Here is a 26,137-nt window from a genome sequence, read left to right as displayed (position 1 = left end):
TTACCATGCACGGCACACAACAATAAAACCGCTATTAGCGGTTTTTTATGTTCTATTTATTATTGACACATTTACTCTGGAGCTAAAGTTACTTCCAAACCATCCAATTCAGGAGTTATTGGAATTTGACATCCTAAACGCGAATTATCTTCTACATGAAAAGCTTCTGCTAGCATCATATCCTCATCATAACCCATTTCTGGTAACGGTGTATCCGAAGTTATATAACATTGGCAAGATGCACACATAGCCATTCCTCCACACGTACCCTCAACTGGTAATTCATAAGCTTTACAAACCTCCATTAAGTTCATTGCCATATCGGTTGGCGCTTGTACTTCGTGTACTTCACCTTCCCTATCAGTGATTTTTATTGTAACGTCTGACATACTAGTTGTTAGTTGTTAGTTGTTATACACCTAAAATGAAAACAACTAAATATTCATATTTTAATTTAAGTCAAGTTTGTGAAGTTATCCAATTATTAAACTAACAACTGATAACTAGAAACTGACAACAAAAATTATCCAATAGCTTTTACTACTTCTTTTTTCGCTTCTTTCTTACTTCCATCAAAACCTGTAACGCCACCAACAGTGGTATACTTCATTACATATTTTTTATCTGGAAATATTCTTTGATAAGCACTCTGACACATAATGGCAGCTTCATGAAAACCAGAAAGAATTAATTTCAATTTCCCTTTATACGTATTTACATCTCCAATTGCATAAATTCCAGGAATATTAGTTTGGTAATCGTATGAATTATCCACTTTAATAGCATTCTTCTCAATCTCTAATCCCCAATTACCAATTGGTCCTAACTTTGGAGACAATCCAAATAGTGGTATAAAATTATCGACATCTAATTTAATATCCCCTTTTTCTTTGTGCTTTATCCCTACACCAGATAATTCTCCTTCTCCAAAAAGCTCTTTTACCTCAGCATCAGTAATTAAATTTATCTTTCCTGCTTTTGAAAGTTCTTCTACTTTTTCAACCGAATCTAAAGCTCCACGAAATTCCTTTCTACGGTGTACTAAAGTAACCTCGTCGGCAACATCAGCTAAAAATATAGACCAGTCTAAGGCTGAATCCCCACCTCCAGCAATAACCATTTTTTTATTACGGTATACCTCTGGATCACGAATAATGTAAGAAACGCCTTTATCTTCAAATCCTTCAATTCCAGGAATAGGCGGCTTACGTGGCTCAAAAGAACCTAATCCACCTGCAATAGCAACTACAGGAGCATTGTGTTTTACACCTCGTTTTGTAGTAACTACAAATGTACCATCATCTAAAGTTTCAATAGTTTCGGCACGATCTCCTAAAGTAAATCCAGGCTCAAAAGGTTTGATCTGCTCCATTAGGTTATCTACCAAATCCCCTGCCAATACTTCTGGAAAACCAGGAATATCATAAATGGGCTTTTTCGGATATATCTCTGAACATTGTCCACCTGGCTGTGGTAATGCATCAATAAGGTGCGTTTTTAATTTTAATAAACCTGCTTCAAAAACACAAAACAATCCTGTTGGTCCTGCTCCGATAATAAGAATATCAGTTTTTATCATTACTTCTCTTTTTTTGCTATTAATCCTTTAGTAAATTCATTCAGAGTTTCTACCTTCTCCTCAAAATCACCTTTAATGGTTTTTCTGTACTCGTTCAAATTTTTTACCAAATCGTCTACATTTTCTGGAATAACTTCCTCAAAAAATTGACGTAAACGCTTGGCTGTTGTTGGTGACTTTCCGTTTGTCGAAATAGCCACTTTTACATTTCCTTTTGTAACAATGCCTCCCATGTAAAAATCACAATATGGAGGGTTATCTGCTACATTAACTAATTTTGCTTGTGCCCTGCAATCCTTCCAAACCTGCACATTTACTTCTGGTTTTTCTGTAGTTGCAATAACCATATGTCTACCTTCTAAATACTTTTCATGATACACATCGGTTACCATGGTAGCACAAAACTTATTTGCTAAGGCAATTGTCCCTTCTCTAAACATTGGTGCTACTAACAACACCTTAGCATTAGGACTTGATTTGGTCAAGAAATGTAGTTTTTCTTCCGCAACATTTCCCCCTCCTACTATTAGGACATTTAGGTTTTTTGTTTTTAGAAAAACTGGATATAAATTATTTCTTTCCATCTTTTTGCTGTTTGCCTTTAGCTCATGGCAATTGGCTTTCTTTTTTACAAATTAAAAAGCTAAAAGCCTATTGCTAATAACCAATAGCTCACATTATACTTCATTTAACTTTTGTTGCATTCCCAAAAGCGACGTCCTATGATTTACCACCTCACCTATTACAATAATTGCTGGCGACGCTAACTCTTGCTTTTTTACTGCCTCTTCAATAGTAGCAATAGTTGCAATAGCCACTTTTTCTGTGGCACGTGTTCCATTTTGTATGATTGCTACCGGTGTTTCTAATTTTCCTTCATTTGCAAAAACTTCGGTAATCTGACCTAATTTATGCATCCCCATTAAAATCACTACCGTAGCATTACTTTTTGCGGCAGTAAGTATATCTTTTGATAGCTTATGCTCCTTGGTTGTCGCTGTGATCACCCAAAAACTTTCGGCACTTCCGCGTTTTGTTACTGGAATATTTTGCATTGCTGGTACTGAAACTGATGATGATAATCCTGGCACCATCGCTACTTCCATTCCTTGTTTTGCAGCATATTCCATTTCTTCGGCGCCACGACCAAAAATAAACGGATCACCACCTTTTAAGCGTACTACATGCCCATGGCTTTTCCCATACTGAACAATTAACTCATTGATTTGCTCTTGTTGAAAAGCATAGCACCCCTTACGTTTACCTACATATAAAAGATCTGCGCTATCGCAGTATTCCAGTAATTCAGGATTTACTAAAGCATCATACAATACCGCATCAGCCGATTTTAATGCTTTTATTGCTTTCAAGGTAATCAACTCCACATCACCAGGTCCTGCCCCAACTACGGTTAACTTTCCTTTTCCTTTATGTTCAATACTATTACTCAATATACTTATGCATTTTGCGTTGCTGCTCTAAATTTACGTACTGCTGCCAAAAATGTTTCTGCCACAGCAATATAATCCGTTGCAAAATCTTTTGTTGGCGCGTTTTTATTAATTGCATACACACTATCTGCAAATGCACCTTCTAATTTGATTATACCTGTTTCCACAAATTCTTTATCAAACCCTGCCACTATATCTGCCTGTGTATTTGTCTTTTTATTTTCAGCTAACAAAATTGCTTTTGCAGAATTAATCTGAGAACTGTAAGCATGATAAATAGCATCACTATACACTCCATTATCAAAAGAAATTTTAGCATTGGCTATTTTCTCTTCACTTTCTAAGAATAATGTTTCAATTAAATCAATTACTACACCAGCACACTCACCAACACCAATTGCCTTAACATACTCCTCATTAGTACCCCAGTCAATAAAATATTCCGCTGGTAAGCTCGTTGCTTCAGACAAATCAGTTAACAAATCATAGAAATAACGCTCTCCTTTTTCTGCATAATACGCTTCAAATTTTTTATCATTTCCATTAGCATCAAAATCATTTAAGATTCTACGTAAAGCTTCAGGTCCACGTCTACTTGGTATTTTTACTACCTTATCAGCAAAACGTGCTTCTCCATTTCCAAAGTTACCTCCTCCAAGTAATACTTGTAATGCAGGTGCTACTTTTTTATCTTTAGTACGAATGGTCATTCCTTGGAAACCAATATTTGCCATATTGTGTTGACCACAAGCATTCATACAACCACTAATCTTAATCACCACATCTTCATTATTCAAATACTGTGGAAATTCGGCCGCAATTACTTTTTCTAATTCTTCGGCAATCCCTGTACTACTAGCTATACCTAAGTTACAGGTATCTGTACCTGGACAAGCCGTAATATCTACTGCTTTATTATATCCAGCATCAACAAAACCAAGTTTTTCTAATTCTGCGTATACTACCTCAATTAATTCTTCCTTAACATGAGGGATCACTATATTCTGACGTAAAGTCAAACGAATTTCGCCTGCAGCATACTTATCCACCAAATCCGCTAATAAACGTGCTTTATCTGTATAAAAATCTCCTAACAATACTTTTATTCCAATAGCTACATAACCTGTTTGCTTTTGCGGAATTAAATTAGTTGCTTTCCATTGTGCAAATGCTTTTTGATCCTTAATTTCCACTGAAGGAATTTCAGAAACTTCAGCAATTACAGGCTCTGGATATGCATCTGCATCAATAACTACAGAAGTATAAGGAACCGCAATACGTTGTTCATCTACTAGTTCTTTAAAGGCATCCAAACCAATTTTTGCCATTAAGAATTTCATTCGGGCTTTAGCTCTACTCTTACGCTCACCAAAACGGTCAAACACACGTAAAATAGCATTCATTGCAGGAATAATCTCTTCTGCTGCTAAAAAGTCATACAAGGTTTCTGCAAGGTGCGGTTGAGAACCTAATCCTCCAGCAACCATCACTTTAAATCCACGTACTCCATTTTCTATTTTTGCTATAAAACCGATATCATGCAAATAAGACAATCCTGTATCTTCATCAGTTGAAGAAAAAGAAACTTTGAACTTACGCCCCATTTCTTGACAGATAGGATTACGTAAAAACTCTTCAAATATAGCATGCGCATAAGGCTGTACATCAAACGGCTCATTTACATCAAAACCAGCTGTTTCCGAAGCTGTAACGTTACGCACCACATTACCACAAGCTTCACGCAAAGTAACTTCATCTTTTTCAAGCTCTGCCCAAAGTTCTGGCGTACGATTTAAATCCACATAGTGAATTTGAATATCCTGACGCGTAGTTATATGTAAACGCCCACGAGAATACTCATCGGACACGGCACAAATACGACGTAATTGATTTGATCGTACTTTACCATAAGGTAATTTGATACGAATCATTTGAACGCCTTCCTGACGTTGCCCGTATACACCACGTGCTAAACGTAAACTACGAAACTTTTCTTCATCAATTTTTCCATTGTGAAACATCTGGATTTTATCAGCTAATTCGATAATGTCTTTTTCAACAATTGGATTCTCTATTTCGGTTCTAAAACTTTGCATCTTAATTTGGTTGTTAGTTGTCTGTTGTTAGTTGTCCGTTCGATGTTACAACTTTAACAAACACTTTAAAACTTAATACTTTGTACTCACTACTTAGTACTTCAGCCAAAGGCTGACGACTACTGTATAAACCCTACTCCTGCCGTGTGGTTTGTTTGTGGATCAATTAATATGAATGATCCATTGGTTTTATTTTCTGCGTACTTATCATAAAAAACAGGCTTTGCTAACTTAATGTTTACTTCACCTATTTGATTTAGCGCTAAGGCATCTGCCGAGGCATCCTCTCCTGAAAAATACGGAGCTAATACATTATCAATTCCAGTAACCATGGCTTGCACTCTATTTACTCCATGTTGTAATAAATATTTAGTACCCCCTACTAGGTTTTTACTATCCATCCAACATACTTTAGCTTTTAATGTTTTGTGAACTCCTGGCTCTTCTCCAGTTTTCACAATCATATCCCCACGAGACACATTAATATTGTCTTCTAAAGTTACATTAATTGAACTTCCGCGCCCAGCTTTGTCAAACTTTTTATCAAAGAAATAAATCTCTTTAATTTTGGATTTTGTTAATGATGGCAATACTGTTACTTGATCACCAACAGCTAAATCGCCTCCATAAAGTTTTCCTGCATATCCTCTAAAATCATGAAATTCATCTTTCTTAGGACGAATAACCGTTTGTACTGGAAAACGCGCTTGTCCTTTTTCAAATACATCTTGAGCTTCTAACTTTTCCAAGTGATCCAGAATAGACTCTCCTTTGTACCAAGGTGTATTTTCTGATGTAGAAACAACATTATCTCCTTTTAAAGCGCTAATCGGTACAAAAGTGATGTTTTGATCCTTGTAATCACTTTGAGCTATCATTTTTTCGAACTCAGCTTTAATGGCATTAAATTTTTCTTCCGAAAATTCTACCAAGTCCATTTTATTTACAGCCACTACAATATCTTTTATTCTCAATAAATTATTGATAAAAAAGTGACGGTATGTCTGCTCAATAACACCATTACGTGCATCCACTAATATGATAGACGCTTGAGATGTTGAAGCCCCTGTAACCATATTTCGTGTATACTCAATATGCCCTGGAGTATCAGCTATAATATAACTCTTTTTTGCTGTTGAAAAGTAAATATGTGCTACATCAATAGTAATCCCTTGCTCACGCTCTGCTACTAGACCATCGGTTGCCAATGAAAAATCCAAATAGTCAAAGCCATTAGCTTTACTACGTGTTTCAATAGCTTCTAATTTATCTGTAGTTAATGATTTTGTATCATAAAGGATACGACCGATTAAGGTACTTTTACCATCATCGACACTTCCTGCTGTTGCTATTTTTAATACTTCCATTTTGTTTTGGCTGTTAGCCATTAGCTTTTGGCTTTTGGCTGATTTTTTTTAATATTTACTAAAGGCTAATTGCCTATAGCTAAAAGCAAAATTTTTCTAAAAAATTTTAAAAGTACCCTTGTTGCTTACGTGTTTCCATCGCAGCTTCGGATCGTTTATCATCAATACGAGCACCACGTTCTGAAATTGTACTTTCTCTAATCTCACCTACTACTTTTTCGATACTTACAGCATCTGAAAGTACTGCTGCGGTACATGACATATCTCCTACAGTACGAAAACGCACCAAACGTTCTTCTACAATTTCATCTTCTTCACGGTACACAATATCATCTTCCGCAGACCATATCATTCCATCACGAACAAAAGTTTTGCGTTTATGCGCAAAATAAATTGATGGAATTTCAATTTCTTCTTGCTCTATATAACTCCACACATCCAATTCTGTCCAGTTACTAATTGGAAATACACGCACGTTTTGACCTAAATCAATTTTTCCGTTCAACATGTCAAACAATTCTGGACGTTGGTTTTTCTCATCCCATTGACCAAAATCATCACGTACCGAAAAAATACGCTCTTTAGCACGTGCCTTTTCTTCATCACGACGCGCTCCACCTATTGCCGCATCAAATTTAAATTCTTCTAAAGCATCTAAAAGGGTTACTGTTTGTAAGGAATTACGACTTGCGTACTTCCCCGTTTCTTCCTTCACTTTACCTGCATCAATAGCATCTTGCACATTACGCACAATAAGCTCCACACCCAACTCCTTAGCTAAACGATCTCTAAATTCGATAGTTTCAGGGAAATTATGACCTGTATCCACGTGTAACAATGGGAAAGGTATTTTTGCTGGCCAGAAGGCTTTTTGCGCCAAACGCACCAATGTAATAGAATCTTTTCCTCCCGAAAATAACAATACTGGCTTTTCGAACTGAGAAACTACCTCACGAAAAATATGTATCGCTTCAGCTTCTAATGGATTTATTGAAAGTTCTTTACTCATTTTATTTTGTCTTTCAGCTTTAAGCTTTTGGCTTTCAGCTATCAGTAATATATTTATTTATCGCCTTTTTCAGTTTGCAAAGATAGCACTCACTAAAAAGGTTTACTATTTTATTTTTTGTTTTCAATTATCATTTTTCTAAAAAATTGACTATCAAAAAAACTATAAATCGACTACTTATTAATTACTTGTATGCAATCCACACTCTCTATTACCTAAAACTTTGGTAGGATCAAAATACTTATGTTCATTTGGTAATCCTTTTTCCTCTAAATACACATCTAACTCAGCATCAGAATAATTATAAAAAGGACTTACTTTTAATACTCCATTAGCTCCCAAACTCAATATATCCAACGAATCACGTAATGCAGTTTGCCCTTTACGTAAGTTAGTAAACCAAACATCTGGTTTGTGTGCTTCCATTGCTCTACCAAAAGGCTCTAATTTCACTTGCTTTGTAAACTCAGCATGCTTAGGATCATCAACCCCAGGCACTCCCATAACCACATCCCTGTGCGCTACCGTTTGTTGAGGCACATACAAATCTATATTTAGATTCAATTGCGCAATTACAGCTTCAGCATGGCGATATGTATTTGGTGTATTATAACCCGAATCACACCAAATCACAGGCATATCCGCTTTTGCAGCCACACACACTTCTAATATCGAAGCTTCATAAGGTCTAAAATTTGTTGTTACTACTGGTTTTTCAGCCTTACTTACCGCCCACTGCACAATTTCCAAAGGCGACTTATCTTTAAGCGCTTCGTTATATTTTGTTATTTCTTCCTGTGTAAAACTCATATTTTCAATTTTTAGTTGTCCGCCTTTAGCTTTCAACAAAATTTATTTTCACAACTATTTTATAAATGCAGCATCAAGCTACTTTCCCCATTTTACTTTATTCCAAACACGCTCATGCGCGAAATAAAGAATCATTTTGGTTACAAAATCCACTCCTGCTATTGCTGAAGCTTCTCCCAACCTACCTTCACCCAAAACTAAGTAAGAAACCACCAAAGTATCAAGCGTACCTACTACCCGCCAGCTAATGGCTTTTACAACGCTACGAATCGGTTTTTCCGAACTCACGTCTTGCTCATATGTAGTATTAGCTCCTGCTACTTTTTCTGTTATCATACCTGTTTTGTCGTAAAATATTTAATTCCTATCGGATTAGTAGGAATTAATTTTATGAATGCAAATATAAATTTATTATAAATAAACTACAACTATTTAATACAAAAAAAAGGCTGTCTTTTCAAACAGCCTTTTAAATTAAAATTATTGGTAATATATCTATTTACTAATTTATTATAAACCTTTCAAATCTATTGAACCCATTCAATATAAATCTTACTATGTAAACTCCCGGATCTAATTCTGATTTCAAGTAACTCAAATCTACATTCACTGCATTTGAATTTTCAAAAATATGATCTTCAGAAATAACGTTAATTAAAACACCATTTACTCCATAAATTTGTAAGCTTTCTACAAAAGCTAACTGATCATCACCTTTACTTACCCTTAGCGTTAAATCTTTCGAATTTTGAATAATACTCGATGTAACATAATTCGATGTATCTAAGGTTGTTCTAAATGAAAACCTAGGTTCATCGATTGGATCAATTGGAATTATAGGAGAAATTGGTTTTGATGGCTCCACAACGACAGGCTCACATTCTCTCACAAATACATCCATCATATCCGTAACTGTGCAACCTCCAATAGTAGCCGTTACTTTGTACCAAGTATTATTTATAGTTGGACTAACGGTAATGCTTTGAGTTGTTTCGCCTGTAGACCATAAATACGAATCGGCTTCTGTTGCTGTAATTGTAACTGAATCACCTAAACAAATAGTAACATCATCACCCACACTAACTTTTGGATCTATTACTGTTACTACTGCTTCCGTAGTAGCACTACAACCAACATTTGTTACAGTTACACTATATGTAGTAGTTTCTAACGGCGAAACCTCGATTGATTTTGTAGTTTCTCCTGTTGACCACAACACACTTCCCGATCCTACTGCCGTTAATATAGCTGTTGCTCCTTCACAAATTTGCTGATCTACAACAACTACCTCACAAGTTTCTTGAACTGTACATGAGTCAAAAATATGCTGATGCAACTCACCTCCTTTATGACGATACTCTAACGCAACAACTTGTCCATTGATATTACCCGAAGATTCTTTAAATAAAATTGATTTCGGCGCTAAAACACTCCCAACTAAAGTTCCCCCTCCTCTTAAAATTATTTTAGAGCTATTGTAAAAATTCCAAATAATAAAAGCTCCATGATGATCACCTACCGCATTCATATTAAATACATTCCAATCAAAAACACCTGAAGCATTTACATTAATTACTAATGGTGTGTTTTGATTTGGTTGATTTTCAAAAGTTAAATATGGTAATGATTTTAGCTCTGAACCCGTTACATTTAAAACATTAACCGCGTTTAAATCTAAACTAATTTTTTGGTATTTACTTATTGTTACATTAGCTTGTAATTGACTTAATCTATTTGATTGCTCCTCTAATTCAAAAAAAGCATAATCAAAATCAATTAAGTCGTTCTTATTCACAGACACTAAAGGTTGCATTCTTTGCACTTGCACTCTTGGTATTGACTCATAGTCACCAGAGGTAATACGAGTGTTTGACTGTGCATTATTTCTGTCTATATCAAAAACTTTAGAGCCTAACAAGCTACCAACCTTTACATATCCATGATTAACATAAAAACTTTCTCCAGACTTATAAACAACCTTATCATTAACCAATAAGGCAGTAGCATGTTGATCTTCATTAAAAAAATTATTTCCTGCCGTATGAGAAGAAACAGTAAAATTACCATCTAACACCAAATCACCTCCTGTAGCCATAGGCCCTTCCGCATCTCCTCCATTCACTGTAGTTGCATTACGCACAAAGGCATTGTAACCATAAGCATACTCTAATGGGTTTTTACAATAATTTGGCAGTGTTGATTGATTGGTAGCTTTGCTAAAGCTACTAGCAAAACCTAAAACCAATATCATTGACAAACAAAAAGTCATATTTTTAAATACTGACTTTTTTTTGTGCATAAATAATCTTGTAGTTTTCAACATTCTTTGTAGTTGTTTTTTAATTAATATTTAGCCTTTAACCGATGATTTTTTTTGTTTGATCTAAAATCTTACAAATCATAAAAACAATCGCAAATTTATTAAAATCAACATCAAAAAAATCGATAAAAAAACAAAAAAAATCTATAAAAATAAGCTAACAAAAACCAAACACGTAAATTACTTACAAAAATTACGAGACAAGAACTAACATTTTATACTTTAAATTTAAAGTATACACGAACTATAAACTCATATTAAAAACAAATCAAAACAATGATATTTAAATAATTAAAAACAAATAACACTAACAATATCGCACCAAATATGTTCTTTTAAGTTAGATAAAATCAAATTTTATCGAAAAAAATACATTGTCATAAAAACCTACAAATAAATTGAATAAAATTACTAATGAAATTAAAATTAAAATCCAAAATCACCAGCTTAATTAAGTGTTAATTACTCGTACCTATTATTCCGAATAACACACAAACTGATCCTTAAGTTTTGACAAAAAAAATCTCGATGAATCAGCTTCATCGAGATTTAAATGATAATTTTAATGCTTTTTTAACTTACACTCTACCTGTTATTTAGAACACGATATATAAGCTGCTATGTTTTTTTAATAGTCTCCTAGCATTCCTTTTTTCAAACTTTCGCTAGCAGGATTTTCCCCTAACCATACTTTAAATAGTGCAAATTTAAAATCCTGACCTTCGATTACACCAAGCTCTTTTGAATTCATATAACATACGATTCCTTTGCCTTTAATATAAACCAATTCTAAAAGATCTCCTTTTTTTATTGGTTTTGCGTAGTAATCTCTAATTTTAGCTATCCTATCCTTTAAAGGTCCTATTTTTCCATCAGTAGCTTTCACAAAACCTTCTTCAATAGCACTTAACATGGTTTCTCTTTTAATCAGTTTCGAAGTTATTTTGATTCGAATAGCCATTGTTTCATCATCATAGGCAATAGCAATTGGATCGTTACTTTTTTCTTGCAAATAAAGTCCTCCCGAATACAACTCAATAAAAAGTAAAGATCTTGTACCGGCTCCATTCATTTTCAACGTAGTATCTCCGTATTCAACTTCATATTCCATTACAGTTCTTCCCACAGGAATTTGAGAATAACCCGTAGTCACTATAACGGTTGTAAAAAATAATGTCAAATAAAATAATAATTGTTTCATGTTTGTATTTTAATTTTGAGTATGAAATTTTAATTTCCTAATAAATTATCTTTCAAATCATCATCAACAGGATTTTTTGATAACCAAATGTTGAATAACGCTTTTTTAAATTCAAGCCCTTCAATAGCTCCTAACAATTTTCCATTTTTATACAATTCATTCCCTTTCTCTTTGGTATAAATGATATCATAACTATCACTTACTTCTATTTCTTCCGAAAGAAAAGATATAAAATTGTCTATTTGGGGTTTTAATTTTTTAACAGTTGCAGCGTCATTAGTATTTTCAAAACCATCTCTAAATGCTCCAATCATCTTCTTTTTTGATAATAGTCCCGATAATATTACTAAATGAATTGCCATTGGTTGATCATTGGCTACGATTTCAGAAGCATTACTATTCTTTTCATTTAAAAATAATCCTGCTGCATACAAATCAAACCACAATTTTTCTCGCAAACCTGCTCCATTTAAAACCAATTCGTGAGATTGATAAGTTTTAGTATTTGGTAAAGTAGCATCACCAACAACAGTTTGCCCAATAGCTGTATTTGCTATCATTAAAGTAATAAAAATAAAAAATATTTTCTTCATAATTTCTTAATTATTATTTATTAATTGTTTGCATTTTAAGGTTGCGCAAACTTGCGTTAAGTTCATATCCTAAAAGTACCAAATTGGCATTAATCCAAATATAGAACATCAATATCAATAAGGCGCCAATTGAACCATACAACTCGTTGTAACGAGAGAAATTATCGACATAAAAAGCAAACAAATATGTTGTTATTATTATCAAAACCGTAGTTAAAATAGCTCCTGGCGAAAAAAATCGAGTACTTTTACCTTCTGTAGTACCAAAATAAAATAATGTTGCCATAGTTGTAAAAATCATTAGAATGAAAATTCCTACCCTTCCTAGTTTTAACCAAAATATCGTATCTCCTATAAAAAACTGCTCGTAGGCCGTGACTAAATATGTGAAATATAATATAATGTACACTGTTGTAATCAAGAACAATGCCACAATTATAGCAACCCAAAAAGCCACCCCATATTGTTTCAAAAAATTACGACTAATTTTAGTGTGAAAAGAATTTTGAAATCCTGAAAAAACAGCATTAATTCCATTAGTCATAAACACCATTGAAAGCACAAATGTTGATGATAATAAACCTGGTCTGGGTTTGTTGGCAATATCATAAATAATACTATCAAAAAAATCTGACGTCCTTGGAGGCAACAAACTATTTATAAAAACAATAAACTCTTCCTGAAAACCCTCAATGGGTATTACTGAAATTAAATTTAATAAAAACAGCAAAAAAGGAAAAATCGCCGTAAATAAACTAAAAGAAATTGCCGATGCTCTTGTACTAAAAGCACCTTCAATAATACCATTGATGTACATTTTCCCCAAATCGAAAATTGAAAGCCCCTCAAAACCAGGGATCACAATTTTTTTTAGCACTTTTGTTAATAAAAGTACTCTAGGTATTTTCAATAGTTTTTTTATTAAACTGAATGACAATTTATATTGCTTTTAAACTTAAATCTAAATTGTATACCGAATGCGTTAAAGCGCCACTACTAATGTAATTTACACCGCAATCTGCATATTTACGAATTGTATGCTCATCAATACCTCCACTAGATTCGGTTAAACATTTGTCTCCAATTAATCGAACAGCCTCACGTGTATCTTTGTAATTAAAGTTATCAATTAAAATACGATAAATTCCATCAGATTTTAAAATTTCTTTAATTTCGTTTAAATCCCGTGCTTCAACAATAATTTTTAAATCTCTTCCAGTTTCCTTCAAATAAGCTTTCGTTTGATTAATTGCTTGCGTGATTCCGCCAGCAAAATCTATGTGATTATCCTTTAGCATAATCATATCATAAAGTGCAAAACGATGATTTTCCCCTCCACCAATTGTTACCGCCCATTTTTCCAATGCACGTATCCCCGGCGTAGTTTTTCGGGTATCTAAAATTTTTGTAGTTGTACCTTCCAATAGATCTACAAAAAATTTGGTTTTAGTTGCAATGGCACTCATGCGTTGCATGGCGTTTAAAATTAAGCGTTCAGCTTTTAAAATAGATAATGAACTCCCACTTACATAAAACGCAATATCACCATATTTTACTGGACTACCATCAGCAATTAATTCTTCAATTTCAAGGTTTGGATCTACATAAGTGCACACTTGCTTTGCAAACGCTACTCCTGCCAAAATACCCTTATCTTTAACTAATAGTTTAGCTTTTCCTATTGCTGAAGCCGGAATACATGCCAACGAACTATGGTCTCCATCACCAACATCCTCGCGTATGGCATTTGCTATAATTAATTCGATTTCGTTGTTAAATTGCGCTTTACTTATCATTTGGTATCATTATTTTTGCTAATGTACAAAGTAATCTGAATTTGTTTCATGACAATTACATTATTAGCTATTGGAAAAACCGATAATCTTCATTTAATTCAATTAATTGAAGACTATAAAAAGCGCCTTAGTTTTTATATCAAGTTTAACTTTGAAATCATACCTGATTTAAAAAAGGTTAAAAATTTGAGCGAAGCTCAACAAAAAGATAAAGAAGGTGAATTAATTTTAAAAAAAATTACTACAGCTGATACTCTGATTCTTTTAGATGAAAATGGCAAACAATATAATTCTATCGATTTTTCCAAACACCTCCAAAAACACATGAATAGTGGCATAAAAAACTTATTTTTTGTTATTGGAGGTCCGTATGGATTTAACGAAAAGGTATACTATAGAGCTAATGGTAAAATTTCGCTCTCTAAAATGACATTTTCACACCAAATGGTACGTTTGTTTTTTATTGAACAGCTTTACCGCGGGTTTACTATTTTAAAAAATGAACCTTACCACCACCGATAATCTTAAAAAATGCTTACAAAATGCTTCAGGAAACACTAAAAAATCACAACATCATACTCGCTTCGGGATCCCCAAGGAGACAGCAATTTTTAAAAGACTTAGAAATTAATTTTCAAATTCAAATACAACCCGTAGAGGAAGTATATCCCGATCATTTAAAAGCTGAAGAAATTACCAATTACTTATCCGAATTAAAAGCTAATGCGTTTAAACCCTTACTACAGCCCAATGACATTTTAATTACCAGCGACACCATCGTATGGCACAATCATAACGCCCTAGGAAAACCACAGTCTGCGGAACATGCCAAATTGATGATTGCCAGCTTAAGTAATGATTGGCATGAGGTAATTTCATCAGTTAGTTTTACAACTAAAAACGAACAAATTACCAAACACTATACAACTAGGGTTCATTTTAAAGAATTAACTTTTGATGAAATCGATTATTACGTAAACACCTTTAATCCCCTAGATAAAGCAGGTGCCTACGGCATTCAAGAATGGATTGGACTTATTGGTATTGACAAAATTGAAGGGAGTTATTTTAACGTTGTTGGACTACCTACTCACATTGTTTATGAAACGTTAATTGCATTGACTAAACGTTAAACTAATTGTAAATTGAAATGTAAAAGTTTCTAGCTGTAACTATTACTTACTTGTCAACTTTAAAACATTAATAATGAAAAATGCAAGCAAAAATATTTTATTGGGCTTATTAGCAAGCTGCAATTTAATGAGTTGTCAGGAAAATAATGCAACGCATCCTAAGTCAATTGAACTCACTGAAAATTTTAAAACCTATTGGTATCAGGGTAAAGCCGAAATATCAACCTATAAATTATCCCAAAATAGATACAATGAGCTTAGGGATGGTACCGCAACTTTAATTTATGTAACGGAGGACTTTTTACCTAATATCCAAGTAAAAGCTGACAATGCTTCTCCTAGTAATATTCCTGTTTTAAAATTAAATAGTGTTAAAAAATTCAACACAGGTGTATACCCTTATAGCATTATGCAAAGTACCTTTTTTCCCTTAAAGGGAGAAAGTATACACGCACTTAAAATTACAGCAAGTATTCAAGAATGGTGCGGTCAAACTTTTATGCAGCTAAATAACAAAAATGAATTCGAAATAAAAACACATTCGTACTTTGCTTCTGAGGGTGATCAAAATCTTAAACTAGAAAAAAACACTCTTGAGAACGAGCTGTGGAATTTAATTCGCTTGCAAGGTGCTAAACTTCTCCCGCAAGGGGAAATAAATTGCATCCCTTCTTTTGAATTTTTAAGACTTTTGCACAAAAAAACAAAAAGCTACAAAGCAACAGCAAGTATTAAAAATGAAAATGATTTAACCACATATAGTTTAGTATACCCCGAATTAAAACGAACCCTAAAAATTACATTTCAAAATAGCCCTCCATTTATTATTGAAAACTGGAGCGAGGAAATTACTCCTTACCCACCCACCACAGCAAAGCGAATTACTACAAAGTTACTCCCTTACTGGAATCAAAATTCAAATACATTCACCACTTTAAGAACTGAACTTGGATTACAATAGCCTCCCCAAAAACACTAAAATCATTTTATTTGATGGAATATGCAACTTGTGTAGTAGTGCTATCCAATTTATGATTAAACACGATAAGAAACGTAAGTTTCGCTACGCCTCGTTACAAAGTGAGATTGGTCAACAGTTGTTGAATGAGCGAAATATTGACCCCAAGGTGATAGATTCTATCATTCTCATTGAACCTAATAAAGCATACTATTTCAAATCGACAGCCGCATTAGAAATTGCCAAACACCTTTCGGGTATATATCCTTTATTGAGTGTCTTTTTATTTTTTCCAGCAAAAATGAGGGATCCCATTTATGATTTTATTGCAAAAAACAGGTACAAATGGTTTGGAAAAAAAGAAAGCTGTATGATTCCTGATAAAGAAATAAAAAGCCTGTTTCTAGACTTTTAACGATTTTTTTGAGATTTTTAACTGATTTTTGTCCAAAATTAAAACAGAACTTCTGAAAATGAGATAGTTTTTATCAAATTTAAAGTACTTAAATTTTAACTAAAACTATTATTATGCAAGAAAGCATTACAGAGAATGTTACAGAAACTAGTAATGAGGTCGTGAATTCGTTAACTGGATTATTCAACTCTTTACAAGAGGGTGTGGCACAATACGGACTTAAAATTGTAGGAGGTATTGTTGCCCTTATCATAGGATTATGGATCATTAAAGTGGTATTAAAAGCTGTTCGGAAAGCTTTTGACCGTAGCAAAGTAGATAGTACATTAAAACCTTTTTTACTAACACTTGTTGGTTTTTTACTTAAAGTAATGCTATTTATATCCATTGCTGGAATTGTCGGCATTCCAACCGCTACATTTGCTGCATTATTAGCTGCTGTTGGTTTAGCTATTGGTGGCGCCTTTAACGGATCATTAGGTCATATGGCTGCTGGCGTTATGCTTCTTATTTTTAGACCTTTTAAAGTAGGTGACTTAATTGAAACTAACGGCAAACTAGGTTTTGTAAAGGAAATTTCTGTTTTTGTTACCATATTAGAAACTTTTCAAAATAAAACCGAAATTATACCCAATGGATCTATAACCGCTGCTGCAATAACCAACTTAACCACAATTGGACATTTAAGAGTTGATATGCCTTTTGCCATTCAATACGGTACAGACATAAAAAAAGCCAAAGAAGTGGTAATGAACGTTCTTAAAACAGACGAAAAAGTAATGAATGATCCCGCTCCAAGAGTAGCTGTAAATAATTTAGGGCCAAATGGTGTTGAATTACTTGCTTTACCTTACTCCACATCTGAGGATTACTGGGATGTATATTGGGATACACGACAAAAAATTGTTGAAGCATTAGGCGAAGCTAATTACGAGGCTCCACTTCCGCAACGTATTGTAACTATGAAAAGTTAAACACTTTTCCAATACAAATCAACAACAAAAAGCCTCTGTTTTACTACGGTAAAACAGAGGCTTTTTGTTGTTATAATAGTTACGAGACACGCAATCTAATCTACACACAATAACTTTAGGAATCCTTTTTTTTATCCAATAATTTTGCAAAATAACTATATAAATCACCTTTAGTAATATTAGCTCCTTGCTCAATAATTTTAAACTTATCTATATTTTTATCTTCCGTATACTCCTTTGTAGCATTAAAAAACGCTACACTATCATCCATCAAATTTTGTTGCAACCACTTGTAACCTTCGTCAGTTAACAAATCAATGCTCTTATTATTCACCTTAATAGCTATTAAATGCATTTTTTCCTCCGTAAGGAAAAATAAATGGATTTGATCTTTTGAAAAATGTTCTAAAAACTCAACTTTATTTAAAACACCTTCCCAGATCATATCACTAAAAACATCAATTTCTTCTTCAGCTACCCCTGGTTTATTATTTTTAATTTCGGACCACTCATCAGCTGTAATGGATTGTGTGGCTAAAAAATTAATAAACTCTTGATGTAAATCTTCTAATTGTTCTTTTGATAAACGAGCATATTTCATTTTATGATTTTTATGCGAATTGATTAATACTATTTTTTATTATAAAACACGCGAAAAATAGTTTTTTTTAATGTTTTGTTTTAAAATAGCGTTATAAAAAAAGGCTATCTTAATATAAGATAGCCTTTTACAAATTATTTCAAATACTTATGCTTTGTCAGCAACAACTTCAAAAGCAGCATTTGCAATTACGTTACGGTGGAAACGAACAGGAGCTTCGTAAGATCCTAAACGTTTAATTGCTCCTCCAGGAACGTTAATAAATTTCTTTTCAATTGAAATCCCTTCTTTCCCTAAAGCTTCAGCTACATCGGCATTTGTGATAGATCCAAATAATTTACCACCAGTTCCTGACTTTGCAGAAATTTTAATTTCAAGTCCAGCAAGTTTGTTGGCTAATGCTTGTGCATCATCAACTAATTTTTGCTCTTTAAAAGCACGTTGCTTTAAATTTTCAGCCAATACTTTCTTAGCTGAAACTGTGGCAAGTATGCCATATCCTTGAGGAATTAAAAAGTTACGACCGTAACCATTTTTAACCTCCACTATATCGTCTGCAAATCCTAGATTCTCAACGTCTTTCTTTAATATAAGTTCCATTGTTTGGGTCGATTATTTCATTAAATCAGCTACGTATGGTAATAAAGCTAAATGTCTAGCTCTTTTTACCGCAACACTCACTTTACGTTGGTACTTTAAAGATGTTCCTGTTAAACGTCTTGGTAAAATTTTACCTTGCTCGTTCAAAAAACCTAGTAACCAGTCTGGATCTTTGTAATCAACATACTTAATTCCTGACTTTTGGAAACGACAATATTTCTTTTCCTTATTTGTATCAATGTTTAATGGAGTAAGATACCTGATCTCTCCATCTTTTTTTCCTTTAGCTTGTTGTTCAATTGATGCCATAACTAAGCTTTTTGTTTAAGTTTAACTCTTCTTCTTTCCGCCCAAGAAATTGCATGCTTGTCTAAGCTTACAGTTAGGTAACGCATAATACGCTCGTCTCTTCTAAATTGAATTTCAAGCTTATTAATTGCTTCACCTGGCACAGTGTACTCAAATAAATGGTAAAAACCACTCTTTTTGTGTTGAATTGGATACGCTAATTTTTTAAGACCCCAGTCTTCTTTAGCTACCATCTTTGCTCCACTTTCAGTAAGAAGATCCTCATACTTCTTAACTGTCTCCTTTATCTGTTCTTCAGATAAAACGGGATTCAAGATGAAAACAGTTTCATAATGATTCATAAAAATAAATTTATTTGTTAAAATTTAAGATTGCAAAAGTAAGCTTTTTACACTAATATACAAGTGCTTTTTATCGATTAATATACATCGACAAAACTCAAATTTTTCCGACAAAACACGTTTTTTCTTGCTATATTGAAATTAATTATTTAGTATTGTATACCAAATTAAATAGATATGCAAGATAATTCCATTCTAAAGTGTGCCATTGTAGATGATTCAAAGCTACAACGCCTTGCTATAGTTAAGCTTATAGAAGAGCATTCGTCACTAGAACTAGTGGCAGAGTGGAACAATGCCATTGAAACAAAAAATGGATTATTGGACATTCCAGTTGATTTACTCTTTTTAGATATTGAAATGCCCATTTTAACAGGTTTTGATTTATTGGACGATTTAGAAAACAAACCCAAGACCATTTTTGTAACAGGCAAAACAAAATATGCTTTTAAAGCTTTTGACTATGACGCTATAGATTATTTGCGCAAGCCTTTAAAAAGAGATCGATTTAATGCTGCCGTTGAAAAAGCGCTAAGTCAAACAAAAATGGCAGCCACAAGTAAGTCCGCTGAAAACGAAGATTATATTTTTGTAAAAAGCAATTTAAAAAAGCGTAAGATATTTTTAAATAATTTGAAATATGTGGAAGCTTTAGGTGATTACGTAAAATTAATCATGGACAATAGTGATCCCGTAGTAGTTTTAGCTACCATGAAATCATTTGAATCACAATTACCAAGTGAACGCTTTCTCAGGGTACATAAATCTTATATTGTGAATTTAAAGAAAGTGGAACGCTACAATAGCCGTAATATAGAAATAGATCAGGAACAAATTCCTGTAAGCAGACACAAAAAAGCTGCGCTTAGTGAAGCTTTAAGCTCCTAATTTTTTAGAACTAAAACATATAAACAAACCCCCAACAGATAACAAAAAAGCTTGTAATTTAATTACGAGCTTTTTTGTATTAAAATATTTTAAACTAATCGACTCCAATGAATCTTTATAGCATGTATTCTTTGTTTTACAAAAGCTTTAAACTTCTTGACCTATAAAACCAAATAGCTTATCAGTGCAGCTATATGTATTAACTGTTAAATTTGGCTAGCTCTGTTTTGGAGCATATAATCAGCAATTACCAAGGCAGCCATAGCTTCTACAATTGGCACAGCACGAGGAACCACACATGGATCATGCCTTCCTTTACCTTGCATTTTTACAATATTTCCTTCTTTGTCAATAGTGTCCTGATCTTGCATTATTGTGGCCACAGGTTTAAAAGCTACATCAAAATAAATATCCATTCCATTGGATATACCTCCTTGGATACCTCCGGACATATTGGTTTTGGTGGTTCCATCAGCATTGAATAAGTCATTATGTTGACTTCCTTTTAACGCAGCTCCTTCAAAACCACTACCGTACTGAAAACCTTTTACGGCATTAATAGATAGCATTGCTTTTCCTAGCTCAGCATGTAAGCGATCAAACACAGGTTCTCCTAAACCTACAGGCACCCCTTTAATAACACAACTTACTACACCTCCAACGGTATCTCCTTCTTTACGAATTTGCTTGATATAAGTTTCCATATCCCGAGCCATATCTTGATCAGGACACCGCACGATATTAGCTTCCGTTTTAGAAAGATCTAATTCCTGATAAGGTGTTGTCAATTTGATATGCCCCACACCAGTAACGTAAGCATTAAATGTACACCCTTTGAGTACTTGTTTAGCTACTGCTCCTGCAACCACTCGAGTTGCCGTTTCCCTAGCTGAGGATCGACCTCCTCCACGGTAATCCCTAACATCACCATATTTTTTATAATAAGTATAATCCGCGTGCGAAGGACGAAATGAATCTTTTATATGAGAATAATCTTTAGATTTTTGATTTGCATTTCTAATAACAAATCCAATTGAAGTTCCTGTCGTTACTCCTTCAAAAATTCCAGACAAAAACTCCACAGAATCAGGTTCTTTTCGCTGAGTCACAATTGCAGATTGCCCAGGTTTTCTTCTATCTAACTCTGCCTGAATTGCATCAAAATCAATGATCACACCTGCTGGACATCCATCTATTACACCTCCAATTGCCACTCCGTGAGATTCTCCAAAAGTGGCTAACTTAAAAATTTTTCCAAAACTGTTTCCTGCCATGTATTGCAATTTTTTACAAAAATAGGATATAAAACTATTTTCAGCATCAAATTATAGTATAATAATTCTTTTAACTTTCAAATGAGTGTTTATAAAAAACAAAAAGCCTTCTATTCAGAAGACTTTTTATATCAAAATATAATGACTAACTATAAATTAATTTCTTTTATGAAATAATAATCATCTTCTTTAATAGTAATCGTATAAGCAACGCCTTTTGGCAGGGCTGAAAAATCTAGTTTTTTATAAATATTTGAATCAGTCAGCACCTTAGACCTCAATAACTCTGTATCATCTGCATCTTTAACAGTAATAACCACCTCTGAATTTGTAGCATTATCTAAAATAACCTTAGCAATAGATCCTTCAACAGCTATTCTGGGTTCATTGTAAGTTTTGGATCCTCCACTAATTAAAGAAACTTTATTATTAGCAATTAATATTGGCGAAACATTAATTTTTTTATCCTCGTTTGATTCCAAAAAATAAACCCCTTCAGGTAAATATGTCAAATCAAAAGTCTTTTCAAAAACATCCGTTTGACTTAATTTCTCGGTAAACAATGTGATACCGCTTTTGTCAATAATAGAAAGAGACTCCCCTTCTGCTACTCCCGATAATGAAACATTAAGTGCTTTTGAACCTAATACTTTTACGTTCATTTTTTCCGCTGCATTTGCCACTGTTGCTACTGCAAATGCTACTCCTAATAATCCTAATTTTACCATTTTTTTCATAAGAATGTCTTTTAAATATTAACAATAACCTATACTACAAATATATACCTGACAGTGAATGCATTAGGTTATCAGAATTTACCTATATTTGTGCTATATTAACCTCAAAGTATTTTTTTTAACCAAATTCTATTAATTTAACATTCACAACTCACAAACTAAATCTATGAAACAACAGATCAGTTATAACAAGCCTAGTTTTGAGCACTTAGCTCCCGATATAGGCAACTCATTGATATACAAAAGATTCAATATTGAAAATAAAAACAAGCAACCAATTTGGCATTATCATCCAGAAATTGAACTCGTTTATGTAAACGAAGGTTCTGGTAAACGGCAAATAGGCAGTCATGTTTCCTACTACCAAAACGGAGATTTAATTTGTATTGGTGCGAATTTACCTCATTGCGGTTTTACTGACGGATTTTCAAAAACCCGTAATGAAACTGTAATTCAAATGTTACCTGAATATTTAGGGGAAAAATTTTTTGATGTTTCAGAAATGCTACCCATTAAATCATTATTAAATCGAGCTAAGCAGGGTTTAGTCTTTTTTGGCGCCACCAAAATTGAAGTTGGTGCTATTATCGAAAATATGTATACTAAATCACCATTTGAACGTATATTAGATTCACTACTAATATTACACAAACTTGAAGCTTCTAAGGAATATGAAATATTAAACGCCGAAGGTTTTACCCTTAAAGCCCAAGCCCAAGACAACAGCCGAATCAACAATACCTTTAATTATGTTCAGAAAAACTTTAAAAATCAAATCAGTATTGAGGAGATTTCAGATTTTGTTAATATGACACCTCCTGCTTTTTGCCGAAATTTTAAAAAAGTAACCGGTAAAACATTCACTCAATTTGTTAATGAATATAGACTAGTACACGCTACCAAACTACTCACTGAAAAACAAGAAAGTATTCAGGGAATTTGTTTTGAGTGCGGCTTTAATAATTTTTCGCATTTTAATAAAGTATTTAAAAAGTACACTGGCAAAACACCTACTGAATACCGGAAAGACATGAATTTTACTATCTCATAAATTTACTTGCACATTGACCCCACAAATTTGTCAGCCCCGTATATACATTTAAAATGTTATTTATCTTACAAAACTATCGTTGTTTAAACTTTAACACATTACACCGCTACTACCCTAATATAAAGTTAATTAAACTACACAAAATGCATTTTGAAAAAAAAATATCTATCTTTTTGAAAATTTAGAAAAACTAAGTTCAAATGCGAAATTAATCGACAAAAAAAACCTATAAATTCGATCAAACTATTGAAAAAGTTAAACAAATGAAGAAAAAAACATTTTTTTGTGGTTTTTATCGAATTAAATAGCATTTAATAGATCACATAGTAGATATAATTTGAATTATGTTTATTTTAACAACCTGAAAAACAACTATTTATAACTAAATAATAATTTTCAAATGTAAGTTTAAATTGTTAAAATCTAAAAATAAAGTTAAAACAACCTACTTTTTATCGATTAAATGTAAGAAAAATAGGTCTAAAAGCAAATTAATTTGGTTTTGACCTATTTAATTTCTTACTTTTGAAATATCTAATTTAAATGACCCTAATCTCAACTAAAAATGAAAACTTTTTTTAACACAGCATTTATTAGTCTCTTATTTATAACCAGTATTTTTTCTCAAAGTAAAGACTTTGGGAATATGAGCTATAAGGAGGCTATAGCACTTTCGGAAAAGCAAATAGTGCTTTCGCAACAAATTGCAAAGGCAAAAATGCTCCAATTAGCAAAAATGTCGGATAATAAATACCAGAAAGAGCTTGAAAATTCAATAAAGCTTTTTGATAAAAACTTTAGAAAGCTACAATTCAATTCCAAAAATCTAGAATTAAAAGTTAAATCTGTTTTGGGAGAACAAAGTTTGTCTTGGTTTCGGTATAAAATGTTGATCGATCAACCTAATATTAATGTTCAATTATTCTTAAAAAAATCTGAATCCTTACTGGAAATAAGTGATAAAGTATTATCCGTATTAACTTCAGAAGCAAAAAGAAAGCATCAACTTACTTACTTTAGAAAAAAAGACAAAGTAAAAGCAAAAGCTAATAGTTTTATAGAATATCAAAAAATGCGATCACAAAAAATGTGCTTATACTATGCTGCAAGTAAAATAGTGGGCAAAAAGGATGATGATGGTGTTATTAAACAAACTTATTTGGATTTATATGACGAATTAATTAGTGTGACTTCTGGTTTAGCAGGAAGCGAATTAAATACTTCTGAAGTATACAATACCTTAGCAGATATTCAAAATTTAATTGACAATCTTTACAAAAAAAGAAAGAATTTTATTGGTGCAAAAGTGCCATTAGAAAAAGTAATTACTACCACTGAAAATTTGGAAACATTATTAAGTGAAGTTACCGAGCATTACAGCTTGTTATAGATTATCTTATTCCCAAACAAAAAAATTAATAATGTACTTACTATAAATTGCTTTTCAAATGAATACATAATAGTAATTTTACAAAACGACAACACTTTTTTCCCCCAATTTTACTAAAAAAGCCTCGCAATTTTAAAGCGAGGTTTTTTTACTTTACCGTTAAAAATTGTTCTTTATCATAAAATATTGTATGAAATACATTATCTTTTGGTGTAATGGCAAGGCAACTTACATACACCATTGCCGATGTAAGCTCAAAAGTAATTTACGGAGTGTTATTGGGTAAAGTTTCTATAATTTTGAGTAAATCAGAAGGTTACGATTATGAAAAATTATCAAGTACTAACTAAAAGTGTTTACTAAAGTAGGTGTTACTAGACTTTTTTAATCATACTTTACATAATATAAAGTACCATACTATTCAAAATTTATACAAATGAATTTGATTACAGCAGTCTTTTAGATCACGTTAATTAAGTAAAATTTAATAACATGAGAAATTTACAACGCATAAGGAAAGAGTAATTTTTTCTTACTCTATTAACAATTTTAGTGTCCATTGTAAATTTCTTATGTTATTATTTTAGTATAAGGTTTGATTTTACATATTTACAAGTAGGTCTATTATTTACTATAGGATTATTCCATGGAGTAAATGATTTGTATTTAAATATAAAAGAGCAATCAATATTTGTAGACTCCATAAAACTTAGATTAGCAAGATATTTAGTATTGGCAGGTTTTGGTTTTGTGCTATTTTATATGTTCCCGCTATTAGGGCTCAGTTTATTCATAATTTTCAGTGGCTATCATTTTGGAGAGCAGCATTTTTACTGCGATACTAAAGGTTTTTACCAAACTGCGTATGCATTTAGGTTCACTTACGGCTTGGCAATTATTGGAGCAATGTTATTTTTTCATCAGCAAGAGGTTTTAGCTATCATACATCGCTTCTTGCAAGTTTCAACAGCCAATAATATTTTAACTTTAAAATTACTTTTTATTGTGCTAACAATTTTGCAATCTATTTATTTGTTTCGTTTAGTTATATTAAATCGATTAAAATTAAGAGATTGGCTATTATTTCAAGTCGATTTGCTGACTTTAATTGTTTTTTTCAATACTACAAGTTTACTAAGTAGCTTTTGTTTTTATTTCATTTTTTGGCATAGTATATCTTCGTTGCGATTACAGGTGCTTAATGATTTTGAAACTTTGAACAAAACAAACAGTTTGTTATTTAT

The 26,137-nt window shown here is 32.7% G+C and carries 30 protein-coding genes; 10 read left to right on the top strand and 20 right to left on the bottom strand.

The genetic code is table 11. From position 1 onward, the window contains the following. Positions 1-71: 71 nt before the first annotated feature. The 14 genes from GMC_RS0111500 to nadC form a co-directional block, all read right to left on the bottom strand. Complete coding sequence (locus tag GMC_RS0111500; RefSeq protein WP_010522269.1) at positions 72-389, bottom strand: 2Fe-2S iron-sulfur cluster-binding protein; 318 nt, start codon at positions 387-389, stop codon at positions 72-74. Between the two features lie 134 nt (positions 390-523). Beyond that, positions 524-1,579 carry an NAD(P)/FAD-dependent oxidoreductase gene (locus GMC_RS0111495; RefSeq protein WP_010522268.1) on the bottom strand — a complete coding sequence of 352 codons (1,056 nt, stop codon included), beginning with the start codon at positions 1,577-1,579 and terminating at the stop codon, positions 524-526. Beyond that, positions 1,579-2,163 (bottom strand): precorrin-2 dehydrogenase/sirohydrochlorin ferrochelatase family protein, encoded by a 585-nt coding sequence (locus GMC_RS0111490; RefSeq protein WP_010522267.1) that lies wholly within the window; start codon positions 2,161-2,163, stop codon positions 1,579-1,581. Before GMC_RS0111490 ends, GMC_RS0111495 begins: the two co-directional genes overlap by 1 nt. Positions 2,164-2,256: 93 nt before the next feature. Then, positions 2,257-3,030 (bottom strand): uroporphyrinogen-III C-methyltransferase, encoded by a 774-nt coding sequence (gene cobA / locus GMC_RS0111485; protein WP_010522266.1) that lies wholly within the window; start codon positions 3,028-3,030, stop codon positions 2,257-2,259. Between the two features lie 5 nt (positions 3,031-3,035). Next, positions 3,036-5,126 carry a ferredoxin-like domain-containing protein gene (locus GMC_RS0111480; RefSeq protein ID WP_010522265.1) on the bottom strand — a complete coding sequence of 697 codons (2,091 nt, stop codon included), beginning with the start codon at positions 5,124-5,126 and terminating at the stop codon, positions 3,036-3,038. Between the two features lie 119 nt (positions 5,127-5,245). Continuing rightward, entirely contained in the window at positions 5,246-6,493 is a 1,248-nt protein-coding gene (locus GMC_RS0111475; RefSeq protein ID WP_010522264.1) for a sulfate adenylyltransferase subunit 1, read from the bottom strand. A 106-nt stretch (positions 6,494-6,599) separates the two neighbouring features. After that, complete coding sequence (gene cysD, locus GMC_RS0111470) at positions 6,600-7,544, bottom strand: sulfate adenylyltransferase subunit CysD (RefSeq protein ID WP_262482012.1); 945 nt, start codon at positions 7,542-7,544, stop codon at positions 6,600-6,602. 138 nt (positions 7,545-7,682) lie between these two features. Continuing rightward, on the bottom strand, positions 7,683-8,312 hold the full coding sequence (locus GMC_RS0111465; protein WP_010522262.1) for a phosphoadenosine phosphosulfate reductase domain-containing protein: 630 nt from the start codon (positions 8,310-8,312) through the stop codon (positions 7,683-7,685). Between the two features lie 78 nt (positions 8,313-8,390). Then, complete coding sequence (locus GMC_RS0111460) at positions 8,391-8,648, bottom strand: DUF2061 domain-containing protein (RefSeq protein ID WP_010522261.1); 258 nt, start codon at positions 8,646-8,648, stop codon at positions 8,391-8,393. 166 nt (positions 8,649-8,814) lie between these two features. Continuing rightward, a complete protein-coding gene (locus GMC_RS0111455; protein WP_157998162.1) occupies positions 8,815-10,611 on the bottom strand; it encodes a choice-of-anchor A family protein in 1,797 nt (598 codons plus the stop codon). Between the two features lie 649 nt (positions 10,612-11,260). Continuing rightward, positions 11,261-11,833 (bottom strand): chalcone isomerase family protein, encoded by a 573-nt coding sequence (locus GMC_RS0111450; RefSeq protein WP_010522259.1) that lies wholly within the window; start codon positions 11,831-11,833, stop codon positions 11,261-11,263. A gap of 29 nt (positions 11,834-11,862) precedes the next feature. After that, entirely contained in the window at positions 11,863-12,426 is a 564-nt protein-coding gene (locus GMC_RS0111445; RefSeq protein WP_010522258.1) for a chalcone isomerase family protein, read from the bottom strand. Positions 12,427-12,439: 13 nt separating this feature from the next. Continuing rightward, entirely contained in the window at positions 12,440-13,336 is an 897-nt protein-coding gene (locus GMC_RS0111440) for a YihY/virulence factor BrkB family protein (RefSeq protein WP_010522257.1), read from the bottom strand. 28 nt (positions 13,337-13,364) lie between these two features. Beyond that, entirely contained in the window at positions 13,365-14,222 is an 858-nt protein-coding gene (gene nadC / locus GMC_RS0111435; protein ID WP_010522256.1) for a carboxylating nicotinate-nucleotide diphosphorylase, read from the bottom strand. Positions 14,223-14,270: 48 nt separating this feature from the next. On the opposite strand from nadC, the gene rlmH reads away from it, so the two are divergent. The 5 genes from rlmH to GMC_RS0111410 all read left to right on the top strand — a co-directional run bounded on the left by rlmH (position 14,271) and on the right by GMC_RS0111410 (position 17,702). Further along, positions 14,271-14,744 carry a 23S rRNA (pseudouridine(1915)-N(3))-methyltransferase RlmH gene (gene rlmH, locus GMC_RS0111430; protein WP_010522255.1) on the top strand — a complete coding sequence of 158 codons (474 nt, stop codon included), beginning with the start codon at positions 14,271-14,273 and terminating at the stop codon, positions 14,742-14,744. Between the two features lie 20 nt (positions 14,745-14,764). After that, positions 14,765-15,355, top strand: coding sequence for a Maf-like protein (locus GMC_RS0111425; protein ID WP_010522254.1), 591 nt, complete (start codon positions 14,765-14,767; stop codon positions 15,353-15,355). Positions 15,356-15,428: 73 nt separating this feature from the next. Then, positions 15,429-16,316, top strand: coding sequence for a hypothetical protein (locus GMC_RS0111420; RefSeq protein WP_010522253.1), 888 nt, complete (start codon positions 15,429-15,431; stop codon positions 16,314-16,316). Then, positions 16,303-16,728 (top strand): thiol-disulfide oxidoreductase DCC family protein, encoded by a 426-nt coding sequence (locus GMC_RS0111415; RefSeq protein ID WP_010522252.1) that lies wholly within the window; start codon positions 16,303-16,305, stop codon positions 16,726-16,728. Before GMC_RS0111420 ends, GMC_RS0111415 begins: the two co-directional genes overlap by 14 nt. A gap of 113 nt (positions 16,729-16,841) precedes the next feature. Beyond that, positions 16,842-17,702: a mechanosensitive ion channel family protein gene (locus tag GMC_RS0111410; RefSeq protein ID WP_010522251.1), complete on the top strand. Its 861-nt coding sequence runs from the start codon at positions 16,842-16,844 to the stop codon at positions 17,700-17,702. Between the two features lie 115 nt (positions 17,703-17,817). Here GMC_RS0111410 and GMC_RS0111405 read toward each other — a convergent pair whose 3' ends face one another. The 4 genes from GMC_RS0111405 to rpsF form a co-directional block, all read right to left on the bottom strand. Further along, the gene (locus tag GMC_RS0111405) at positions 17,818-18,303 is read right to left on the bottom strand and encodes a DUF6495 family protein (protein ID WP_010522250.1); all 486 of its coding nucleotides are present in this window, start codon (positions 18,301-18,303) and stop codon (positions 17,818-17,820) included. Positions 18,304-18,450: 147 nt separating this feature from the next. Further along, positions 18,451-18,903 (bottom strand): 50S ribosomal protein L9, encoded by a 453-nt coding sequence (gene rplI / locus GMC_RS0111400; RefSeq protein WP_010522249.1) that lies wholly within the window; start codon positions 18,901-18,903, stop codon positions 18,451-18,453. A 12-nt stretch (positions 18,904-18,915) separates the two neighbouring features. After that, entirely contained in the window at positions 18,916-19,212 is a 297-nt protein-coding gene (gene rpsR, locus GMC_RS0111395; protein ID WP_010177455.1) for a 30S ribosomal protein S18, read from the bottom strand. Positions 19,213-19,214: 2 nt separating this feature from the next. Next, complete coding sequence (gene rpsF, locus GMC_RS0111390; protein WP_010522248.1) at positions 19,215-19,553, bottom strand: 30S ribosomal protein S6; 339 nt, start codon at positions 19,551-19,553, stop codon at positions 19,215-19,217. 177 nt (positions 19,554-19,730) lie between these two features. Between rpsF and GMC_RS0111385 the strand changes: the two genes are divergently transcribed. Beyond that, the gene (locus tag GMC_RS0111385) at positions 19,731-20,441 is read left to right on the top strand and encodes a LytR/AlgR family response regulator transcription factor (protein ID WP_010522247.1); all 711 of its coding nucleotides are present in this window, start codon (positions 19,731-19,733) and stop codon (positions 20,439-20,441) included. Between the two features lie 206 nt (positions 20,442-20,647). Here GMC_RS0111385 and aroC read toward each other — a convergent pair whose 3' ends face one another. Both aroC and GMC_RS0111375 read right to left on the bottom strand, forming a co-directional pair. Then, positions 20,648-21,715 (bottom strand): chorismate synthase, encoded by a 1,068-nt coding sequence (gene aroC, locus GMC_RS0111380; RefSeq protein WP_010522246.1) that lies wholly within the window; start codon positions 21,713-21,715, stop codon positions 20,648-20,650. A 149-nt stretch (positions 21,716-21,864) separates the two neighbouring features. Then, the gene (locus GMC_RS0111375; RefSeq protein WP_010522245.1) at positions 21,865-22,452 is read right to left on the bottom strand and encodes a T9SS type A sorting domain-containing protein; all 588 of its coding nucleotides are present in this window, start codon (positions 22,450-22,452) and stop codon (positions 21,865-21,867) included. Positions 22,453-22,618: 166 nt separating this feature from the next. Here GMC_RS0111375 and GMC_RS0111370 point away from each other — a divergent pair, with 166 nt between their 5' ends. The 4 genes from GMC_RS0111370 to GMC_RS0111355 form a co-directional block, all read left to right on the top strand. Beyond that, entirely contained in the window at positions 22,619-23,503 is an 885-nt protein-coding gene (locus GMC_RS0111370; protein WP_010522244.1) for an AraC family transcriptional regulator, read from the top strand. A 565-nt stretch (positions 23,504-24,068) separates the two neighbouring features. Further along, entirely contained in the window at positions 24,069-24,893 is an 825-nt protein-coding gene (locus GMC_RS0111365; protein WP_010522243.1) for a hypothetical protein, read from the top strand. A gap of 215 nt (positions 24,894-25,108) precedes the next feature. Continuing rightward, positions 25,109-25,243 (top strand): hypothetical protein, encoded by a 135-nt coding sequence (locus GMC_RS22575; protein ID WP_010522242.1) that lies wholly within the window; start codon positions 25,109-25,111, stop codon positions 25,241-25,243. A gap of 202 nt (positions 25,244-25,445) precedes the next feature. Continuing rightward, positions 25,446-26,137: Brp/Blh family beta-carotene 15,15'-dioxygenase (locus GMC_RS0111355; RefSeq protein WP_010522241.1), on the top strand; the 692-nt coding region annotated here is incomplete at its 3' end.

Origin of the sequence: Aquimarina agarivorans, assembly GCF_000218485.1 — a bacterium.
GTDB lineage: Bacteria > Bacteroidota > Bacteroidia > Flavobacteriales > Flavobacteriaceae > Aquimarina > Aquimarina agarivorans.
Note: the sequence above shows the minus strand (reverse complement) of the source record. Positions and strands in the feature narration are given on the sequence as shown.

Excerpts from the sequence above, each read along its gene's own strand:
- GMC_RS0111460 (WP_010522261.1), bottom strand. The coding sequence starts at position 8,648 with ATGATAACAGAAAAAGTAGCAGGAGCTAATACTACATATGAGCAAGAC.
- GMC_RS0111445 (WP_010522258.1), bottom strand. The coding sequence starts at position 12,426 with ATGAAGAAAATATTTTTTATTTTTATTACTTTAATGATAGCAAATACA.
- GMC_RS0111495 (WP_010522268.1), bottom strand. The coding sequence starts at position 1,579 with ATGATAAAAACTGATATTCTTATTATCGGAGCAGGACCAACAGGATTG.
- nadC (WP_010522256.1), bottom strand. The coding sequence starts at position 14,222 with ATGATAAGTAAAGCGCAATTTAACAACGAAATCGAATTAATTATAGCA.
- GMC_RS0111405 (WP_010522250.1), bottom strand. The coding sequence starts at position 18,303 with ATGAAATATGCTCGTTTATCAAAAGAACAATTAGAAGATTTACATCAA.
- GMC_RS0111480 (WP_010522265.1), bottom strand. The coding sequence starts at position 5,126 with ATGCAAAGTTTTAGAACCGAAATAGAGAATCCAATTGTTGAAAAAGAC.
- GMC_RS0111375 (WP_010522245.1), bottom strand. The coding sequence starts at position 22,452 with ATGAAAAAAATGGTAAAATTAGGATTATTAGGAGTAGCATTTGCAGTA.
- rlmH (WP_010522255.1), top strand. The coding sequence starts at position 14,271 with ATGACAATTACATTATTAGCTATTGGAAAAACCGATAATCTTCATTTA.
- GMC_RS0111365 (WP_010522243.1), top strand. The coding sequence starts at position 24,069 with ATGAAAACTTTTTTTAACACAGCATTTATTAGTCTCTTATTTATAACC.
- GMC_RS0111410 (WP_010522251.1), top strand. The coding sequence starts at position 16,842 with ATGCAAGAAAGCATTACAGAGAATGTTACAGAAACTAGTAATGAGGTC.
- GMC_RS0111385 (WP_010522247.1), top strand. The coding sequence starts at position 19,731 with ATGCAAGATAATTCCATTCTAAAGTGTGCCATTGTAGATGATTCAAAG.
- GMC_RS0111420 (WP_010522253.1), top strand. The coding sequence starts at position 15,429 with ATGAAAAATGCAAGCAAAAATATTTTATTGGGCTTATTAGCAAGCTGC.
- GMC_RS0111475 (WP_010522264.1), bottom strand. The coding sequence starts at position 6,493 with ATGGAAGTATTAAAAATAGCAACAGCAGGAAGTGTCGATGATGGTAAA.
- rplI (WP_010522249.1), bottom strand. The coding sequence starts at position 18,903 with ATGGAACTTATATTAAAGAAAGACGTTGAGAATCTAGGATTTGCAGAC.
- GMC_RS22575 (WP_010522242.1), top strand. The coding sequence starts at position 25,109 with ATGGCAAGGCAACTTACATACACCATTGCCGATGTAAGCTCAAAAGTA.
- aroC (WP_010522246.1), bottom strand. The coding sequence starts at position 21,715 with ATGGCAGGAAACAGTTTTGGAAAAATTTTTAAGTTAGCCACTTTTGGA.
- GMC_RS0111465 (WP_010522262.1), bottom strand. The coding sequence starts at position 8,312 with ATGAGTTTTACACAGGAAGAAATAACAAAATATAACGAAGCGCTTAAA.
- GMC_RS0111500 (WP_010522269.1), bottom strand. The coding sequence starts at position 389 with ATGTCAGACGTTACAATAAAAATCACTGATAGGGAAGGTGAAGTACAC.
- GMC_RS0111455 (WP_157998162.1), bottom strand. The coding sequence starts at position 10,611 with ATGCACAAAAAAAAGTCAGTATTTAAAAATATGACTTTTTGTTTGTCA.
- rpsF (WP_010522248.1), bottom strand. The coding sequence starts at position 19,553 with ATGAATCATTATGAAACTGTTTTCATCTTGAATCCCGTTTTATCTGAA.
- rpsR (WP_010177455.1), bottom strand. The coding sequence starts at position 19,212 with ATGGCATCAATTGAACAACAAGCTAAAGGAAAAAAAGATGGAGAGATC.
- GMC_RS0111425 (WP_010522254.1), top strand. The coding sequence starts at position 14,765 with ATGCTTCAGGAAACACTAAAAAATCACAACATCATACTCGCTTCGGGA.
- GMC_RS0111490 (WP_010522267.1), bottom strand. The coding sequence starts at position 2,163 with ATGGAAAGAAATAATTTATATCCAGTTTTTCTAAAAACAAAAAACCTA.
- GMC_RS0111450 (WP_010522259.1), bottom strand. The coding sequence starts at position 11,833 with ATGAAACAATTATTATTTTATTTGACATTATTTTTTACAACCGTTATA.
- GMC_RS0111370 (WP_010522244.1), top strand. The coding sequence starts at position 22,619 with ATGAAACAACAGATCAGTTATAACAAGCCTAGTTTTGAGCACTTAGCT.